At 44.0% G+C, this 18,002-nt stretch carries 13 protein-coding genes, 2 tRNA genes, 2 rRNA genes and 1 riboswitch; of the genes, 6 read left to right on the forward strand and 11 right to left on the reverse strand.

Going from position 1 to position 18,002, the window contains the following annotated elements; genetic code table 11:
* Nucleotides 1-18: 18 nt before the first annotated feature.
* From ASG46_RS00005 to ASG46_RS00020, 4 genes are all read right to left on the reverse strand, one after another.
* A 23S ribosomal RNA gene (locus ASG46_RS00005) occupies nucleotides 19-2,949 on the reverse strand.
* Nucleotides 2,950-3,047: 98 nt separating this feature from the next.
* Nucleotides 3,048-3,123 (reverse strand) — tRNA-Ala (locus tag ASG46_RS00010).
* A 14-nt stretch (nucleotides 3,124-3,137) separates the two neighbouring features.
* Nucleotides 3,138-3,214: transfer RNA gene (locus ASG46_RS00015), tRNA-Ile, on the reverse strand.
* A gap of 96 nt (nucleotides 3,215-3,310) precedes the next feature.
* Nucleotides 3,311-4,859, reverse strand: a 16S ribosomal RNA gene (locus tag ASG46_RS00020).
* Together the 16S and 23S rRNA genes with 2 tRNA genes alongside form the textbook arrangement of a ribosomal RNA operon.
* A gap of 540 nt (nucleotides 4,860-5,399) precedes the next feature.
* A riboswitch (TPP riboswitch) is annotated at nucleotides 5,400-5,502 on the forward strand.
* Between the two features lie 97 nt (nucleotides 5,503-5,599).
* On the opposite strand from ASG46_RS00020, the gene thiT reads away from it, so the two are divergent.
* Nucleotides 5,600-6,175, forward strand: coding sequence for an energy-coupled thiamine transporter ThiT (gene thiT, locus ASG46_RS00025; RefSeq protein ID WP_007500615.1), 576 nt, complete (start codon nucleotides 5,600-5,602; stop codon nucleotides 6,173-6,175).
* Between the two features lie 241 nt (nucleotides 6,176-6,416).
* Here thiT and ASG46_RS00030 read toward each other — a convergent pair whose 3' ends face one another.
* Nucleotides 6,417-6,971 (reverse strand): GNAT family N-acetyltransferase, encoded by a 555-nt coding sequence (locus ASG46_RS00030; RefSeq protein ID WP_024719667.1) that lies wholly within the window; start codon nucleotides 6,969-6,971, stop codon nucleotides 6,417-6,419.
* 149 nt (nucleotides 6,972-7,120) lie between these two features.
* Here ASG46_RS00030 and ASG46_RS00035 point away from each other — a divergent pair, with 149 nt between their 5' ends.
* The 3 genes from ASG46_RS00035 to ftsW are packed head-to-tail and all read left to right on the forward strand — an operon-like array spanning nucleotide 7,121 to nucleotide 10,088.
* Nucleotides 7,121-7,780 (forward strand): DUF1232 domain-containing protein, encoded by a 660-nt coding sequence (locus ASG46_RS00035; RefSeq protein WP_056702377.1) that lies wholly within the window; start codon nucleotides 7,121-7,123, stop codon nucleotides 7,778-7,780.
* A gap of 14 nt (nucleotides 7,781-7,794) precedes the next feature.
* Nucleotides 7,795-8,949 carry a rod shape-determining protein RodA gene (gene rodA / locus ASG46_RS00040; protein WP_017359008.1) on the forward strand — a complete coding sequence of 385 codons (1,155 nt, stop codon included), beginning with the start codon at nucleotides 7,795-7,797 and terminating at the stop codon, nucleotides 8,947-8,949.
* Between the two features lie 5 nt (nucleotides 8,950-8,954).
* Nucleotides 8,955-10,088: a putative lipid II flippase FtsW gene (gene ftsW / locus ASG46_RS00045; RefSeq protein ID WP_080688200.1), complete on the forward strand. Its 1,134-nt coding sequence runs from the start codon at nucleotides 8,955-8,957 to the stop codon at nucleotides 10,086-10,088.
* Nucleotides 10,089-10,119: 31 nt separating this feature from the next.
* Here ftsW and ASG46_RS00050 read toward each other — a convergent pair whose 3' ends face one another.
* Both ASG46_RS00050 and ASG46_RS00055 read right to left on the reverse strand, forming a co-directional pair.
* On the reverse strand, nucleotides 10,120-11,667 hold the full coding sequence (locus ASG46_RS00050) for a flotillin family protein (RefSeq protein ID WP_007500611.1): 1,548 nt from the start codon (nucleotides 11,665-11,667) through the stop codon (nucleotides 10,120-10,122).
* Nucleotides 11,668-11,678: 11 nt separating this feature from the next.
* Nucleotides 11,679-12,209, reverse strand: a complete 531-nt coding sequence (locus ASG46_RS00055) for a hypothetical protein (RefSeq protein ID WP_056702380.1) — start codon at nucleotides 12,207-12,209, stop codon at nucleotides 11,679-11,681.
* Between the two features lie 205 nt (nucleotides 12,210-12,414).
* Here ASG46_RS00055 and ASG46_RS00060 point away from each other — a divergent pair, with 205 nt between their 5' ends.
* Nucleotides 12,415-12,894, forward strand: coding sequence for a DinB family protein (locus tag ASG46_RS00060; protein WP_019743389.1), 480 nt, complete (start codon nucleotides 12,415-12,417; stop codon nucleotides 12,892-12,894).
* Nucleotides 12,895-12,934: 40 nt separating this feature from the next.
* Here ASG46_RS00060 and ASG46_RS00065 read toward each other — a convergent pair whose 3' ends face one another.
* Both ASG46_RS00065 and betB read right to left on the reverse strand, forming a co-directional pair.
* On the reverse strand, nucleotides 12,935-14,143 hold the full coding sequence (locus tag ASG46_RS00065; RefSeq protein ID WP_008344050.1) for an iron-containing alcohol dehydrogenase: 1,209 nt from the start codon (nucleotides 14,141-14,143) through the stop codon (nucleotides 12,935-12,937).
* A 27-nt stretch (nucleotides 14,144-14,170) separates the two neighbouring features.
* Complete coding sequence (gene betB, locus ASG46_RS00070) at nucleotides 14,171-15,640, reverse strand: betaine-aldehyde dehydrogenase (protein WP_056702383.1); 1,470 nt, start codon at nucleotides 15,638-15,640, stop codon at nucleotides 14,171-14,173.
* Between the two features lie 206 nt (nucleotides 15,641-15,846).
* Here betB and cudC point away from each other — a divergent pair, with 206 nt between their 5' ends.
* Complete coding sequence (cudC, locus tag ASG46_RS00075; RefSeq protein ID WP_035389194.1) at nucleotides 15,847-16,404, forward strand: choline uptake/conversion transcriptional regulator CudC; 558 nt, start codon at nucleotides 15,847-15,849, stop codon at nucleotides 16,402-16,404.
* A 284-nt stretch (nucleotides 16,405-16,688) separates the two neighbouring features.
* On the opposite strand, the gene ASG46_RS20870 is transcribed toward cudC, so the two are convergent.
* Nucleotides 16,689-16,850 carry a RapH phosphatase inhibitor gene (locus tag ASG46_RS20870; RefSeq protein WP_117616612.1) on the reverse strand — a complete coding sequence of 54 codons (162 nt, stop codon included), beginning with the start codon at nucleotides 16,848-16,850 and terminating at the stop codon, nucleotides 16,689-16,691.
* The gene (locus tag ASG46_RS00080; protein WP_056702386.1) at nucleotides 16,840-17,958 is read right to left on the reverse strand and encodes a response regulator aspartate phosphatase; all 1,119 of its coding nucleotides are present in this window, start codon (nucleotides 17,956-17,958) and stop codon (nucleotides 16,840-16,842) included. Before ASG46_RS00080 ends, ASG46_RS20870 begins: the two co-directional genes overlap by 11 nt.
* Between the last annotated feature and the right edge of the window lie 44 nt (nucleotides 17,959-18,002).

Consider the following 18,002-nt stretch of genomic DNA (forward strand, 5'->3'; position numbering starts at 1 on the left):
ATTTTTCACATTAGAATATAGGTTAAGTCCTCGATCTATTAGTATCTGTCAGCTCCACGTGTCACCACGCTTCCACCTCAGACCTATCAACCTGATCATCTTTCAGGGATCTTACTTCCTTGCGGAATGGGAAATCTCATCTTGAGGGGGGCTTCATGCTTAGATGCTTTCAGCACTTATCCCGTCCGCACATAGCTACCCAGCGATGCCCTTGGCAGAACAACTGGTACACCAGCGGTGCGTCCATCCCGGTCCTCTCGTACTAAGGACAGCTCCTCTCAAATTTCCTGCGCCCGCGACGGATAGGGACCGAACTGTCTCACGACGTTCTGAACCCAGCTCGCGTACCGCTTTAATGGGCGAACAGCCCAACCCTTGGGACCGACTACAGCCCCAGGATGCGATGAGCCGACATCGAGGTGCCAAACCTCCCCGTCGATGTGGACTCTTGGGGGAGATAAGCCTGTTATCCCCGGGGTAGCTTTTATCCGTTGAGCGATGGCCCTTCCATGCGGAACCACCGGATCACTAAGCCCGACTTTCGTCCCTGCTCGACTTGTAGGTCTCGCAGTCAAGCTCCCTTGTGCCTTTACACTCTGCGAATGATTTCCAACCATTCTGAGGGAACCTTTGGGCGCCTCCGTTACATTTTAGGAGGCGACCGCCCCAGTCAAACTGCCCACCTGACACTGTCTCCCTGCCCGATAAGGGCAGCGGGTTAGAAGGTCAATACAGCCAGGGTAGTATCCCACCGATGCCTCCACCGAAGCTAGCGCTCCGGTTTCCAAGGCTCCTACCTATCCTGTACAAGCTGTACCAACATTCAATATCAGGCTGCAGTAAAGCTCCACGGGGTCTTTCCGTCCTGTCGCGGGTAACCTGCATCTTCACAGGTACTATAATTTCACCGAGTCTCTCGTTGAGACAGTGCCCAGATCGTTGCGCCTTTCGTGCGGGTCGGAACTTACCCGACAAGGAATTTCGCTACCTTAGGACCGTTATAGTTACGGCCGCCGTTTACTGGGGCTTCAATTCGCACCTTCGCTTACGCTAAGCGCTCCTCTTAACCTTCCAGCACCGGGCAGGCGTCAGCCCCTATACTTCGCCTTACGGCTTCGCAGAGACCTGTGTTTTTGCTAAACAGTCGCCTGGGCCTATTCACTGCGGCTTCTCGGGGCTTTAACACCCTAAGAAGCACCCCTTCTCCCGAAGTTACGGGGTCATTTTGCCGAGTTCCTTAACGAGAGTTCTCTCGATCACCTTAGGATTCTCTCCTCGCCTACCTGTGTCGGTTTGCGGTACGGGCACCTCTCACCTCGCTAGAGGCTTTTCTTGGCAGTGTGGAATCAGGAACTTCGCTACTAAATTTCRCTCGCCATCACAGCTCAGCCTTCACGGGAAACGGATTTGCCTATTTCCCAGCCTAACTGCTTGGACGCGGATATCCAATACCGCGCTTACCCTATCCTCCTGCGTCCCCCCATTGCTCAAATGGTGAGGAGGTGGTACAGGAATATCAACCTGTTGTCCATCGCCTACGCCTTTCGGCCTCGGCTTAGGTCCCGACTAACCCTGAGCGGACGAGCCTTCCTCAGGAAACCTTAGGCATTCGGTGGACGGGATTCTCACCCGTCTTTCGCTACTCATACCGGCATTCTCACTTCTAAGCGCTCCACCAGTCCTTCCGGTCTGACTTCACTGCACTTAGAACGCTCTCCTACCACTGTTCGTAAGAACAGTCCGCAGCTTCGGTGATACGTTTAGCCCCGGTACATTTTCGGCGCAGAGTCACTCGACCAGTGAGCTATTACGCACTCTTTAAATGGTGGCTGCTTCTAAGCCAACATCCTGGTTGTCTAAGCAACTCCACATCCTTTTCCACTTAACGTATACTTTGGGACCTTAGCTGGCGGTCTGGGCTGTTTCCCTTTCGACTACGGATCTTATCACTCGCAGTCTGACTCCCAAGGATAAGTCATCGGCATTCGGAGTTTGACTGAATTCGGTAACCCGGTAGGGGCCCCTAGTCCAATCAGTGCTCTACCTCCGAGACTCTTACCTTGAGGCTAGCCCTAAAGCTATTTCGGAGAGAACCAGCTATCTCCAGGTTCGATTGGCATTTCACCCCTACCCACACCTCATCCCCGCACTTTTCAACGTGCGTGGGTTCGGGCCTCCATTCAGTGTTACCTGAACTTCACCCTGGACATGGGTAGATCACCTGGTTTCGGGTCTACGACCACGTACTCATGCGCCCTATTCAGACTCGCTTTCGCTGCGGCTCCGCATCTTCTGCTTAACCTTGCACGGGATCGTAACTCGCCGGTTCATTCTACAAAAGGCACGCCATCACCCGTTAACGGGCTCTGACTACTTGTAGGCACACGGTTTCAGGATCTATTTCACTCCCCTTCCGGGGTGCTTTTCACCTTTCCCTCACGGTACTGGTTCACTATCGGTCACTAGGGAGTATTTAGCCTTGGGAGATGGTCCTCCCGGATTCCGACGGAATTTCACGTGTTCCGCCGTACTCAGGATCCACTCTGGAGAGAACAACATTTCAGTTACAGGGCTGTTACCTTCTTTGGCGGGCCTTTCCAGACCTCTTCGCTTATATCGTTCCTTTGTAACTCCGTATAGAGTGTCCTACAACCCCAAGAGGCAAGCCTCTTGGTTTGGGCTGTTCCCGTTTCGCTCGCCGCTACTCAGGGAATCGCATTTGCTTTCTCTTCCTCCGGGTACTTAGATGTTTCAGTTCCCCGGGTATGCCTTCTCATACTCTATGTATTCAAGTATGGATACTACTCCATTACGAGCAGTGGGTTTCCCCATTCGGAAATCTCCGGATCAAAGCTTGCTTACAGCTCCCCGAAGCATATCGGTGTTCGTCCCGTCCTTCATCGGCTCCTAGTGCCAAGGCATCCACCGTGCGCCCTTTCTAACTTAACCATTTCTTACTTTAGAAAGAATCACTATGTGTGATGAACTTTGCATTGCATTCAATGTGAATGTATTACTTATTGTTATCTAGTTTTCAAAGAACACGTTGGTGGAGCCTAGCGGGATCGAACCGCTGACCTCCTGCGTGCAAGGCAGGCGCTCTCCCAGCTGAGCTAAGGCCCCGATTTAATAGAAGATGGTGGGCCTGAGTGGACTCGAACCACCGACCTCACGCTTATCAGGCGTGCGCTCTAACCAGCTGAGCTACAGGCCCATCTTTCATATCGAAGATATGATGTTGTAGGATCTTTTGCAAGTTCCTTCAAAACTAAACAAGACGAAAAACGYACGCTGCTCCATATATCCTTAGAAAGGAGGTGATCCAGCCGCACCTTCCGATACGGCTACCTTGTTACGACTTCACCCCAATCATCTGCCCCACCTTCGGCGGCTGGCTCCATAAAGGTTACCTCACCGACTTCGGGTGTTGCAAACTCTCGTGGTGTGACGGGCGGTGTGTACAAGGCCCGGGAACGTATTCACCGCGGCATGCTGATCCGCGATTACTAGCGATTCCAGCTTCACGCAGTCGAGTTGCAGACTGCGATCCGAACTGAGAACAGATTTGTGGGATTGGCTAAACCTTGCGGTCTCGCAGCCCTTTGTTCTGTCCATTGTAGCACGTGTGTAGCCCAGGTCATAAGGGGCATGATGATTTGACGTCATCCCCACCTTCCTCCGGTTTGTCACCGGCAGTCACCTTAGAGTGCCCAACTRAATGCTGGCAACTAAGATCAAGGGTTGCGCTCGTTGCGGGACTTAACCCAACATCTCACGACACGAGCTGACGACAACCATGCACCACCTGTCACTCTGTCCCCGAAGGGAAAGCCCTATCTCTAGGGTTGTCAGAGGATGTCAAGACCTGGTAAGGTTCTTCGCGTTGCTTCGAATTAAACCACATGCTCCACCGCTTGTGCGGGCCCCCGTCAATTCCTTTGAGTTTCAGTCTTGCGACCGTACTCCCCAGGCGGAGTGCTTAATGCGTTAGCTGCAGCACTAAGGGGCGGAAACCCCCTAACACTTAGCACTCATCGTTTACGGCGTGGACTACCAGGGTATCTAATCCTGTTCGCTCCCCACGCTTTCGCTCCTCAGCGTCAGTTACAGACCAGAGAGTCGCCTTCGCCACTGGTGTTCCTCCACATCTCTACGCATTTCACCGCTACACGTGGAATTCCACTCTCCTCTTCTGCACTCAAGTTTCCCAGTTTCCAATGACCCTCCCCGGTTGAGCCGGGGGCTTTCACATCAGACTTAAGAAACCGCCTGCGAGCCCTTTACGCCCAATAATTCCGGACAACGCTTGCCACCTACGTATTACCGCGGCTGCTGGCACGTAGTTAGCCGTGGCTTTCTGGTTAGGTACCGTCAAGGTGCAAGCAGTTACTCTTGCACTTGTTCTTCCCTAACAACAGAGCTTTACGATCCGAAAACCTTCATCACTCACGCGGCGTTGCTCCGTCAGACTTTCGTCCATTGCGGAAGATTCCCTACTGCTGCCTCCCGTAGGAGTCTGGGCCGTGTCTCAGTCCCAGTGTGGCCGATCACCCTCTCAGGTCGGCTACGCATCGTCGCCTTGGTGAGCCGTTACCTCACCAACTAGCTAATGCGCCGCGGGTCCATCTGTAAGTGACAGCCGAAACCGTCTTTCATCCTTGAASCATGCGGTTCAARGAACTATCCGGTATTAGCTCCGGTTTCCCGGAGTTATCCCAGTCTTACAGGCAGGTTACCCACGTGTTACTCACCCGTCCGCCGCTAACATCCGGGAGCAAGCTCCCTTCTGTCCGCTCGACTTGCATGTATTAGGCACGCCGCCAGCGTTCGTCCTGAGCCAGGATCAAACTCTCCGAGGTATGCAGGATGCATATCACACATGCGTTGCTACACGRTGTAGCGAACTTAGCATGTGATCATTTCCTGCCTCGTCAGCGTTTGACTGACTACCTATGATGTATCATAGGATTTTTTTATAAAAACTCGAATTAACAGGTACGTTTTGTCTTGTTTAGTTTTCAAAGATCATNTCGTCAGCGTTTGACTGACTACCTATGATGTATCATAGGATTTTTTTATAAAAACTCGAATTAACAGGTACGTTTTGTCTTGTTTAGTTTTCAAAGATCATCTTCGTTATCGCTCAGAAGCGACTTTATTAATATAACATTCTATCAAGATGAAGTCAACAACTTTTTTCTTGAATGTTATTTCTCAACCGCGCTGTTTCAGCGGCGAATACAAATATAACACCTTTTAAAAGAAGAAACAAGTATTTTTTCTAAATAATTTATTTTTCCTGATCTCTTCCTATATATTCGTACAAAAAGGGCTTAACTCCGTAATTCACTATTGTTGATCCTGTAGGTCTTTAGTATATTTATAATAGATTGAAATTAAATAACCGCAGGGGGAGCTTTGTGCTGAGAGTGAACAATTCGTTGTTCTGACCCTTTGAACCTGTCAGTTAATACTGAAGTAGGAATGTGGAATCACTTGCATACATGGATTGTATTCAAGCCGATATGTTTTTCTATGAATCACATACTCATCCTGACATGGTCTCTCCTTGCACAATTTGTGAAAAGGGGATTTTTTTATGCAGCAATCAAATCAATTAGTACGACTGATGGAGATCGCCATCATGACTTCTCTTGCACTTGTTTTAGATTATTTATCAGGTCTCTTTTTAAGAATGCCAAACGGCGGGTCAATTGCACTGATCATGATTCCTGTCATTCTCATGTCCATTAGATGGGGCGTGTCTGCTGGATTTATCATCGGTGTGTTAATCGCAGGACTTCAGCTGATGAACAATCCTATTATTGCTACACCTGTACAAGGATTTCTCGATTACTTTGTCGCATCTGTTGTGATTTGTTTAAGCGGGCTATTCTCAGGATCAATTAAAAAAGCCATTCAGGATAAAAAGCGAAAGAAACAATTCTTCTATATTATCCTAGCTGTATTTGTCGCCAGTTTCTTCAGACTGCTGACGTTCTTTATTTCAGGTGTTGTTTTCTTTTCTCATTATGCACCAAAGGGAACGCCAGGCTGGGTGTATTCTCTAGTTTATAACAGCACATATATGATTCCTTCATTTATCATTTGTAGTATTGTTCTTTGTTTACTCATCCCTAGTGCGTCTCGTTTGGTTTTTCCTCGACAAAAATAACCCAGCTGTTTCAGCGGGTTATTTTTTTTATGCATAATTTGCTGCTCTATTGAATCTATTAATAGTAGAAGATTTCATGCTGGAGGTACGACAATGAATCCTTACTCCATTATGCTGTGCTGTTACATCCTCAGTCTCGCCTACTTTTTGGCCAGTTTCTATGAGGCATTAAAAATAGCAGGTATGAAAGGTAAAGTAGAGGCTTCTCCTTTTATATCTTATATTTTACTCGCCACCCTTTTTACTTTTTTCTCTCATTATTACTGGAAGCTGACGATATAATTTGTTGAACATGATCGCTTAGGACAGACAGTTCCCATCCATACCCTATTTCTTCATGGTTCTCACCAGCCAGCTCGAACTGGCTGGTGACGGCAAAACTAGGTTGAAGTTTTTGATAAAATTGCTTCGCTGAATTTTGCTCAAATACCCAGAGCAGCATATTCTGATAGCCTTTCTCTATTAAATAATCCACACCTTTTGCAATCAAAGCCATACCCGCTCCTGATTTCTGTTTTCTCTGCAACAAATAGATGGCATAAAGCTCACCATCATATATTGAATATCTCTCATCACGCTGTTTTCCGAAGGAAGCAAAACCAAATACTCCGTCAGCATCCTCTGCGACAAACGTGCCTTCAAGCGACCTGCTTCTCCAGCTCTCTTCCCGCTCCTCTACATTTAAAGCATCTAAATACTCTTGTGAAATAATGCCGTGATAAGTCGTTTGCCAGCTCTTCACATGAATTTCGGCAATTTTAGGAATATCATTATGTACTGCATGTCTAACCTTCATCTGCACACCCCTTTTAGCCATTTCTTACTCTATGTTTCATATGATAAGTTGCTATTTTATAAAATTCAATCCTTAATGGATATTCGTTGACATTTTGTCAACACCCCTATATATTGGGTACGACTTCTTCTATTGAAGAGTTGAACTTTATGAAAAGGGTGAAGAAAGAGATGGAATTTAAAACAACTGAGCTTCGGCAGTTTTTAAAAGAACAACTGCAAATACGTTCTCTTTCATTAAGAGAACTCAGTACACAAACAGAAATTGATAAAGCCACACTGTCTAGAATCATGAACGGAAAAAGAACACCGACTTTGAACCATTTACAGCGGCTTTCAGATGCTCTACACATTTCTTTAGATCATCTATTGGCCACGGCTGGATTTTCAATTAAAAACGAAAGAGTTCACGGTAATACGTTCATTCAAGCCGTAGAAGAGATTGAGCGAACGCTGAAAGATCATGATGTCTATGACGGGACGTTCAGCGAGAATGAATTGAAACAGAAGTTAAATGAATATGAGACCTATAGTCAATCAGAAGAGGGAAAAGAAACGATCTCAGCAAAGTTTGAAAAAAAGATAGATACGATAAGTGGTGTTGGGCCATTTCTTGATCAATTGAAAAGCATGTACTGCTCGTTCATGAGCGGACGGGGGACTTCTCGAGAATTGATGTTGATGGGAGGCGCATTACTTTACTTCATTATGCCCGTTGATTTAATACCAGATTATATTTTTCCGATCGGCTATATTGATGACGCTGCAGCGGTGCAGGTCGTATTAAACCAGCTGACAAATAGGTCATAGCAGGTGACAGAGACATGAAAAAACAGAACAGCATTGACTTCGCATTATTATTCACTGTCATTTGCTTCTTTGTGATCAGCCTACTGGCTGTGTATAGCGGATCGGGACAGTATGAAACGCAAGATATGTTTTATTTCGTCAAAAGACAAGTTTTCTGGTATATCGTCGGCTTTGGCCTTATGGCGGCAGTTGCTTACTTTGATTATGAACTGCTTGAGCGGTTATCTTTTCGATTATTTGCAGGTGGTCTCTTCCTCATCATTCTCGTTCATTTTTTTGGCACGAATCAAAATGGCTCCCAAAGATGGATCAACTTGGGGCCCATGAAAGTGCAACCATCAGAATTTATGAAAATTTTTGTCATTCTTCTGTTAGCGGCTATTTTAAATCGATACAAACATCAGCGCTTTTCGTTTAAAGAAAGCATGATTCCTACAATGAACATCATATGCTGGACCGCTGTTCCTTTTTTCCTGATTTTAATTCAGCCAGATTTGGGGACGGCACTTGTGATCTTGTCTATCGCTTTTACACTGATGCTTGTGTCAGGCATTTCAAGTAAGATGATCGCTGCATTAATCGCTTCTTTTCTCGCGCTTCTTGCATTTTTGACCTACTTGCACAATGAACATTTTGAGCACTTTACAAAAGTGATTAAACCTCATCAGCTTGATCGCATTTATGGATGGCTCTCTCCTGATGAATTTGATTCGACATATGGGTATCAACTGAAACAAGCAATGCTTGGCATTGGGTCAGGACAATTATCAGGAAGCGGGTATACAAAAGGAAATCAAGTACAAGGGGGAAATATCCCTGAAGCCCATACAGATTTTATATTTGCAGTCATTGGCGAGGAATTTGGTTTTATCGGCGCCTCCCTATTGATCTGTTTATATCTTATGATGGTCTATCGAATGATTCATGTGGCTATGCATGCGAATACCCTTTATGGGCTTTATATATGTGCTGGGGTGGTTGGGCTGATCGTCTTTCAAGTCTTCCAAAACGTTGGGATGACAGTAGGGCTAATGCCTGTGACTGGTCTTGCCCTTCCTTTTATCAGTTATGGGGGCAGTGCGCTTTTAACCAATATGATCGCCATTGGCCTTGTGTTTAGTGTCAATCTGAGGTCCTCATCCTACATGTTTGGACGTAACTGGGATTGAAGGTGATGTCATCGATTCTTTCTCACCTAAAAAAAATCGACCACATTCTTGCTGGGACGATTGTTTGTCTTTGTTTCTTTGGATTGCTGATGGTGTACAGTGCGGGTTATCCTTTAGGCGAAATAAAATATGGACAGGGCAGCTACTTTTTCATGAAACAGTGGCAATGGCTTTTGATTGGGTTCTTCTTTTTCATCGCTGCGGCCCTGGTTCCATATCAAGCTTACCGTAAATGGATTCGGTGGCTTGTGATGCTGTCACTGTTATGTCTTATCCTTGTCCTGCTTCCAGGAATCGGTGTTGTCAAAAACAATTCACAACGATGGATTCAATTAGGCTCTCTGATCATCCAGCCGTCTGAGGCTGTGAAATTAGTGATGATCATCTATTTCGCCTATGTATATGCAAGGAAACAAGCGTACATCACATCCTTTAAAAAAGGAGTACTGCCCCCACTTCTTCTTTTAAGTCTAGCTTTTTTATTGATTTTAAGACAGCCAGATTTAGGTACAGCAGTTTCTATTTTATTGAGCTGCGGTATCGTCTTATTATGTGCTGGACTTAAAACACTCCACCTCATTCTACTAGGTTCGACGGCTGCGGCAGGAATCACTTTTTTTGCTGTGACCGCTCCTTATCGTTTGAAACGAATCACTTCTTTTCGTGATCCTTTCATGTATGAGGATGGAGATGGTTATCAGCTGATCCATTCTTATCTCGCCATGAATTCAGGAGGGCTTACCGGGAATGGTTTAGGCGGAAGCATTCAAAAACTAGGGTTTCTTCCTGAAGCCCATACAGATTTTATTATGGCCATCATTAGTGAAGAGCTGGGAATCATGGGGCTGTTGTTTGTGATGGGTGCCTACCTACTCATCATGTATCGCGCCGTTCGAATCGTTCAAGGTTTACAAGATCCATTTGGAAAACTATTAACGATCGGGCTTACTTTTCAAATTATGATTCAAGCAGCCTTTAATCTCGGAGCTGTCTTTGGGCTTCTCCCCATTACAGGCATTCCTCTTCCCTTTATTAGCTACGGCGGATCTTCATTGGTGTTCATGATGATATCTGCAGGCATTCTTGTGAATCTCTCTTCATCTATCAAAAGACACCGGCATGTGCCCCAAGTAAAATAGACACCCTCTATCAGAAGGTGTCTTTTGATTTTTATTCTTCTATTTGACGATCAGCGATTTCTTTTTTTCTTGGCTGTTTGATTTCATTCGTCAGTTCTTGGATGCTTTGTTTCACATTGCCTTTGCCAGAGAAATTCTCAATAATTTCTTTAACATCAATTCCAGAAGAAGCTTTCAGACTTTCTTGAAGACTGGACATAAGGTTTGTCGCATAGCTGGTCACTTTGTTGGCACCGCTGCCTTCCCCGTTACCACCTGTATCAACAACTGTAATTTTATCAATGTTAGAAAGTGGAGCAGATACTTGTTTCGCATATTCAGGTAGCATTTTCACAATCATATCAAGAATCGCCGCTTGACCATACTGTTCGAATGCTTCTGCAATTTTCTCTTTCGCTTCTGCTTCCGCAAGTCCTTTCAACCTAATGACTTCTGCTTCTGTTTCCCCTTTTGCACGATCGGCTTCCGCTTTGGCAAGCCCGTCAATCCGAACTTTCTCTGCTTCTGCTTTTGCCATTGCTTCAATGCTGTATTTCTTCGCATCTGCTTCTGCAAGACGCTTCGCTTTTTCCGCCGCAGCCGACTGCTCAACAGCATAACGGTCCGCATCTGCTTTCTTTTTCACTTCAGAATCGTATTGACGCTCACGACGCTGGATCTCTTTTTCTTCTAATTCAATTTGCTTCTGACGTTCAATGATTTTGACTTGCATTTCTTGTTCAGTTACGTGCTGACGATTACGAGCTGTTTCAAGATCGTACGCTTGGTCAGCGCTTGCTTTTGCTGTATCTTGTTCACGTCTGAATTCTGCTCTTTTCAGCTCATTGATTTTTTCTGCTTCAGCGATTTCAGTGGCACGCTCAAGCTCAGATTTCTTCGCATCTTTATCTGCTTCTGCACGTTTGATACGTGTTTCTTTATCTGCTTCTGCTGTCGCAATATCTGCATCGCGTTTCACTTGAGCAATTCTAGGTTTACCTAGTGATTCTAAATAGCCATTTTTATCACGGACATCTTTGATTGTAAACGATACAATGACAAGACCCATTTTCGCTAGATCTTGAGAAGCGACACGCTGTACTTCTTGAGAAAATTTCTCTCTGTTTTTATAAATCTCTTCAACTGTCATTGACCCTAAAATGGAGCGAAGGTGTCCTTCTAGTACTTCTCTTGCTTCATTTTCACGATCTTCTTTTGTTTTCCCTAAAAACTGCTCTGCCGCAGTGGCGATTTCTTCAATTGATCCGCCAATTTTAATGATCGCCGTTCCATCGGCCATGACTGGTACACCTTGTTCAGTATAGACTTCAGGCGTTGAAACATCTAGCTTGCTAGATAGTAAGCTGAGCGGCTCTGCTTGTTGAAAAACAGGGAGTACAAAGGTACCTCCACCTCTTACAATCTTAATCTTGTTTCCACCTTCATCCACGTGGACATTTTTACTTCCGAGGTAACTTCCTGTGACGATTAATGCTTCATCTGGACCAGCTGTCCGGTATTTCGAAACAAATACACCAATAAGTGCAATGAGAATCACAAGCACAATTCCAATAATAATTAATATGGTTGTTCCTGGCATAGCATTCCCTCCTATATTTCTTCATTTGGTATAACAGATAACACGCCTTTGTTCACTTCGACGACCAGCACCCGGGTTCCATATGGAATCTCCTCTTCGTCGAAACTGACGGCAGGCTTTGAGATTTTCCCGCTGTTACTAATTAACAGCACTTCTCCAAACCCATCTTTTGGTACAGATACAATGATCTCCCCAGTTCTTCCTTTTAGGTCGGCCTCCGTATATGAAAGGGATTCTTCAGCAGAGGAAAGCGGGACTAAGACAAATACATTTAAACAAGTAACGAGAACCACTGCGAGAATGGTAGATAATACGGCGCCAAGTCCACTTCCTACAATTGCTGTTTTTTCAGAGATAAATCCTCCAGCCGAGAAAAAGGTAAGAAATGCGAGGATCAATGTTGGTTGAAGGAACGGGACAGGAATCGCTTCAAACAACCCATCAAATACATCGCCAAAAAAGACGAAAACAAGCGTCAGGATTCCTGATACCATCAATATGTATAAGTACAGCGTCTGAAGAGGCAGCCCAAACACATCCATCTTCCTCACCCTTTCTTTATGAAATGAGCAGCCTTTCATTCATTTAGACCATGCTCACATCCAAGTGTATTCCTTCTAACAGGTAATACGAACCACTTTTGTAAAGGTTTCAAATTTCCTCGCAATTCTTCAAAGGAATTCAACGATAGCTCAAGAATGATTGTCATGTACCAGTATGTTAAAATTTGATCTTGAGGTGATGAAAATGAGTTTATTACATGATGCAAGACAAGAATTGTGGCAAGAGCTGCAAGGTTTGAACGAAGAACAATTGAATCAAAAATTATCTGATGATACTTGGAGTATTCAAGAGGTGGCAGATCATTTAAAGAAGATGGACCTAGTTGCAGCAAAACATCTAGCTGCCGAGGGGAAAAAAGCACCGATTAAAGAATATGAGCCAAAGCCGGTGGAAATGGCAGAGGATCGTTCAAGAAAAGCCACTGCGCCTAGTATTGTTGAGCCAGAGCGCAAGCATGTGACACCTACACATTTAAAAGATGAGCTTGATACAGCTCGTGAGAAATTAAATCAAATTTTATCAACGTTTACAGAGGAAGATTTCAAACGCGTGATTGCACATCCTGTGTTTGAAGAACTTTCATTAAAGCAATACCTTGATTTTATCGGCGCACATGAAAAGCGCCATATTCATCAAATTAAAGAAATTAAAGAACAGCTATAAGATGTAAAAAAGACTCCCTTTTGGGAGCCTTTTTTCATTATTACACTGTTTTAGGTGTTAAATCAAAGCAGCGGGCGTAAATCCAGTTGTATGCTTTTTCGTTCAGATCTCTTGGGTTTCCAACTGTTTGCGGATCTTTCATTGCTTCTTTAGATAAACGGTCGATCATATCTTTTGGTACACCTTGTTCTTCTAATGAAGGAACTTCTAGGTCTTCCACTAAATCATACATCCAATTCACTGCTGCTTTTGCAGCTTCCTCTGTTGTCATTCTGCTTGTATCAATTCCGAATGCTTGCGCAATTCGAGCGAACTTCTCTGGGTACCCTTTCCAGTTATATTCCATGACAGGTCCCATCATTGCCGCTACACATTGGCCATGTGCGACAGGAATAATACCCCCAAGCGTTTGACTCATCGCATGGGCTGCACCAGCTGATTCACTGCCATAGGAAAGTCCGGCAAGCATCGCAGCTTGTGCCATGCCATATCTTGCTTCCAAATCCTCTCCATCGGCAAAGGCACGGCGAATATAATGAGCAGCATATTCAATGGCCATGAGCGCTACCGCATCTGTAATTGGCTGAGCAAACTTCATCGTATAGCATTCGATCGCGTGCGCAAGCGCATCGATACCCGTCATTGCCGTCACATGCGGCGGCATTGATACATGAAGCTCAGGATCAATCACTGTTAGGTGAGCTGCAATGAGCGGTCCACCTGTGTTGAATTTGAATTCCCTTTCTTCGTCAGTGATCACTGCCCACTGCGTGACCTCTGAACCTGTACCAGCCGTTGTCGGAATTGTGGTTAACGGAGGGATTCTATTTTCAAGCGGTTTTTTCCCCTCAGCCGCTTCGTAATCAAGAACTGATCCTTCATGAGTCGCTTCCACACCGATAGCCTTCGCTGTATCCATTGAGCTTCCGCCGCCTACTGCGACTAAACCATTACAGCCTTCTTTTTCATATAACGCAGATCCTTCATTCACTAAACGGACTGGCGGATTTGGTTCTACTTTATTAAATAGAACCACATCAACTTGCGCTTCTTTTAATGAAGCAATCACTGGATCTACAACACCTGCTTGATAAATACCAGGATCTGTGACAAGCAATACCTTTGAAACGCCGTATGCTTTCACTTCTTCCCCAACATGTTTCACTGCCCCAATGCCATGCTTGATGACAGTCGGAATTTCAAACGTATGGAATTTTTGCATGCTTTCAATTTTCATATTTAAAGTCATATAGAATCTCCTCCAGATAAGTGATATTTATTTAAACCAATGAACCGCTTCTGGTTTTGTATTTCGATATAAATGTTTTAGTTCCGTATATTCTTCAAGGCCCGTACGTCCTAATTCACGTCCAAGACCTGATTGTTTATACCCGCCCCACGGTGCTTGGGCAAAATAAGGATGGAAGTCGTTGATCCATACCGTGCCTAATCTTAATTGACGAGCCACTCGTTCGGCTTTGCCGATATCAGAAGACCACACCGCTCCTGCTAAACCATAAATCGTGTCATTTGCCAGCTCGATGACTTCTTCCTCTGATCGGAAGGATTCGACAGTGAGGACTGGTCCAAACACTTCTTCCTGTACAATTCGCATGTCTGATGTACAGCCTGAGAAAATCGTCGGCAAGTAGAAGAACCCTTTTTGAAGCTCCTCTGCTTCAGGTCGTTTCCCACCTGTTTCTAATGTTGCGCCTTCGTCTAAACCGATGCTGACGTATTTTTCTACTTTTTCTCGATGCTCAGCTGAGATGAGCGGTCCGCTCTGGGTTCCTTCATCAAAGCCGTTGCCTAGCTTGATTTTTTTCGTACGCTTCACCAGTTCTTCTAAAAATTCATCATGAATAGATTCTTCCACTAACAAGCGTGAACCTGCTGAACACACTTGCCCTGCATGGAAAAACACAGCATTCATTGCCTGGTCAACCGCTACGTCTAAATCAGCATCTTGAAAGACGATATTCGGGTTTTTCCCGCCGAGCTCAAGGGCGATTTTCTTCACATTCCCGCTGGCTCCCTGCATGATTTTCTTACCTGTTTCAATACCGCCTGTGAATGAAATTAAATCGACTTGGTCATTGACAGCCAGCTCATCTCCAACAGTTGCTCCAGGTCCAAGTACTAAGTTGGCAACGCCTGCTGGAACACCCGCTTCTTCCATAAGTTTGAAAACTTTGATCGTGGTTAATGGTGTAATTTCACTTGGCTTTAGTACGATTGTATTTCCAGCTGCAAGTGCAGGAGCGATTTTCCAGCTCGCTTGAAGCAATGGATAGTTCCAAGGAGTGATTTGACCGCATACACCGACAGGTTCTCGGACTAATTCACTTTTTGAGTTTGGAATAGGCGATGCAATGATTTCCCCGCCATCCTTATCAGCAAGCCCCGCATAATATTGGAACACGTTCGCAATATCGTCCATATCCGCTTTGCTTTCTTCTAATGTTTTGCCGGTATCAAGTGATTCTAATTTGGCTAATTCATCTAGGTCTCGCCTAATCAATTCAGCAATTTTAAACACAATATTTCCTCTTTCAAGTCCAGGCATGTTTGCCCAATCACCTTGATCGAAGGTTTTTCTCGCTGCCTTAATGGCTAACTGCGCGTCATTTCTTGATCCTTCACTGACTGTCGCGATCACTTCTTGATTAAATGGATTGATGATATCTCTTGTGTCGTCACTCTTAGCGCCAACCCATTGTCCATCGATAAATAGTGTTTGACTCATAGAAGGAACCTCCTCTGATTCTCTTTGGTAAGTTTGTTAAATAAAAATTTAACGTTTTGAACATAATTAACTTAACATGTTCAAATTTTTCTGTCAAAGGGGGATATGCTTCTTTTATTTTGACATTTTGCATTCTTTCGTTAACATATAGTCCATAAAGATTTTTTTGAACGTATTGAATTCACTTAATAGAAAGCAGGGACAAGATGAAAAAGCAGGAACAGCCACAAGCAGAAGAACGCATTTTAGCTGCTAAAGATCTCGTCATTGATTCCATCGCTGAAACAATGGATCTCTATGGCATTACTAGAAGTGCGGGTATTCTATATGGGACGATGTATTTAAATGAGGAAATGACGCTGGATGAAATGCGTGAAGAGCTGCAAATGAGTAAGCCTAGTATGAGTACGGGTGTGAAAAAACTGCAAGACATGAATATTGTCAAAAAGACCTTCCACCGCGGCCGAAGAAAACACAGCTTTGTTGCTGAGAAAGACTTTTTTAAGTTTTTCATGAACTTCTTCCCGCAAAAATGGGAACGAGAGGTCGAGGTTAATCTAGCAGCGATTGAAGAAGCGCAAGAACGCCTTCAAGATGTAGCTCGTGATGATCAGGCGGAGGAACATGAAAGAGAGGAAGCAAAACAGCTCATTGAACAGCTTGAAAGCTCAAAAGCCTATTATGACTGGCTTAGACGATTAGCCCACTCGGTTCATTCGGGAGACATCTTTGACTATATTCCGATTGATCAGAAAGAAAAATAGCCGGGGTGTTTGTGTTTTACAGCTTGAATTTTACAGGAGGATTGATTATAATAAGTTATGTCGTAATACTTCGGGGCATTAGCTCAGCTGGGAGAGCGCTACGCTGGCAGGGTGAACGACATAACCCGAAGCAAACAGACGTTCTCTGATAAAGACTGATTTAATAAGGTTCTATGATGAGCCTTTCTGAATAAATATTTTCATTTCTGAACAAAACTGAAAGGGTTGGTCCCCAATCCGTCCCCATAAAAAAACAGACCATGCAGGGTCTGTTTTAATTTTGCCTATACGTTTTGAGAAGTTGTGTTTCGATCGATCATCGTCGTGTTTCGATCGATTTTTTGTATTTCTATTGATGTCGTGTTTCGATCAGTTGCAATAGTGTACACTCCTGCAGCTGCAATCACAGTAAGAGCAATCATCGTAAAACCCTTCTTAAAACTCATACAAACAATCCCCTCTCTGAATTTTGAGTTGTGTTTCTAATACCTTTTGATAAGCAGCTGTTGCTTCTTCAAATTGACCTTGTTTCCCATACTCATCTGCATACACTATATAGCATGCCTCAGCGTAAGCGAAAAGCTGTTTCTGTTCTAGATACTGAAACACTTCGGCCAGCTGCTCCTCATTTATATTATTAACATAAACCGCTTCTAAGAAGGTAAATAGATTTTCATAAAGCTTATTAGGGGCATCCTCAAGTATATTAGTTCCTTGTTTTAAAGATGCTTCTCCTTCTTTAAGTCTTCCTGCTTTAAATTGCGTACAGCTAATCGCAAAATACAATTTGGTAAGAAGCTCCGAATCATCATCTGCCTTTTGAATAGCCTTCTCAAAATAATTGATAGCTTCATCCCATTGACCGTCTCTATCAAATGTATGGCCAATGTTCAAAAATGCTTTAGTTAGGATTTTTTGATCTCCAATTTTCTCTGCAATTTTAATTGCATTCTTTAGATGAGGAATTGATTTATCGTGTCGAGCCAAATCATCATAATTTCCTGCAATTACAAATAAGCATTGAATTTTTCTAATCTTGTATAACTCATACTGATCGTAAATTTCAAGCGCCTTAATGATATGATGCATGGAAACATGAGTTTGTTTCATAATATAGTAGGCTTCAGCCACCTTGAAGTGAAACTCGGCTTGCTCAATATCATCTATAACTAGCGTAAGTTGTTTCTCGGCTATTTTATAGTATTGGATGGCCTGTACATATTCTTTTATACTAAACTCATACATTCCGCGAAAAAACGCATTGTAATACTGCAGCATGCCCGACAATTTATGATTGGAGTTTTCTATTTTATCAACTAAGTCTGCAATGGATAAAGAGCGTTGATCTGAGGGTTTAATATAATCAAGCATAAGCTGATGACGAAAGCACATCAATTGATAGTAAATCAGTAAATCCTGGTCTTCTTCCATTCGTTCAATTTCTTGTTCTACCTCAGCTTTCAAAATCTCTGCATCCGGTACACTAAATTGACGAATCATTTTATACCATTCATTTATTTTCACACCAACATGTGAAGAAAGAACCTTCTCCATCCCCTTACTCCCCTTCCACAAAATTCCCTTATATTACATATATT

Source organism: Bacillus sp. Leaf49 (assembly GCF_001426125.1).
GTDB lineage: Bacteria > Bacillota > Bacilli > Bacillales > Bacillaceae > Bacillus > Bacillus altitudinis.

Excerpts from the sequence above, each read along its gene's own strand:
- ASG46_RS20870 (WP_117616612.1), bottom strand. The coding sequence starts at position 16,850 with ATGAGTTTTAAGAAGGGTTTTACGATGATTGCTCTTACTGTGATTGCA.
- rodA (WP_017359008.1), top strand. The coding sequence starts at position 7,795 with ATGAAAAAACAGAACAGCATTGACTTCGCATTATTATTCACTGTCATT.
- ASG46_RS00065 (WP_008344050.1), bottom strand. The coding sequence starts at position 14,143 with ATGACTTTAAATATGAAAATTGAAAGCATGCAAAAATTCCATACGTTT.
- cudC (WP_035389194.1), top strand. The coding sequence starts at position 15,847 with ATGAAAAAGCAGGAACAGCCACAAGCAGAAGAACGCATTTTAGCTGCT.
- ASG46_RS00035 (WP_056702377.1), top strand. The coding sequence starts at position 7,121 with ATGAAAAGGGTGAAGAAAGAGATGGAATTTAAAACAACTGAGCTTCGG.
- ftsW (WP_080688200.1), top strand. The coding sequence starts at position 8,955 with ATGTCATCGATTCTTTCTCACCTAAAAAAAATCGACCACATTCTTGCT.
- ASG46_RS00050 (WP_007500611.1), bottom strand. The coding sequence starts at position 11,667 with ATGCCAGGAACAACCATATTAATTATTATTGGAATTGTGCTTGTGATT.
- ASG46_RS00055 (WP_056702380.1), bottom strand. The coding sequence starts at position 12,209 with ATGGATGTGTTTGGGCTGCCTCTTCAGACGCTGTACTTATACATATTG.
- thiT (WP_007500615.1), top strand. The coding sequence starts at position 5,600 with ATGCAGCAATCAAATCAATTAGTACGACTGATGGAGATCGCCATCATG.
- ASG46_RS00080 (WP_056702386.1), bottom strand. The coding sequence starts at position 17,958 with ATGGAGAAGGTTCTTTCTTCACATGTTGGTGTGAAAATAAATGAATGG.
- betB (WP_056702383.1), bottom strand. The coding sequence starts at position 15,640 with ATGAGTCAAACACTATTTATCGATGGACAATGGGTTGGCGCTAAGAGT.
- ASG46_RS00030 (WP_024719667.1), bottom strand. The coding sequence starts at position 6,971 with ATGAAGGTTAGACATGCAGTACATAATGATATTCCTAAAATTGCCGAA.
- ASG46_RS00060 (WP_019743389.1), top strand. The coding sequence starts at position 12,415 with ATGAGTTTATTACATGATGCAAGACAAGAATTGTGGCAAGAGCTGCAA.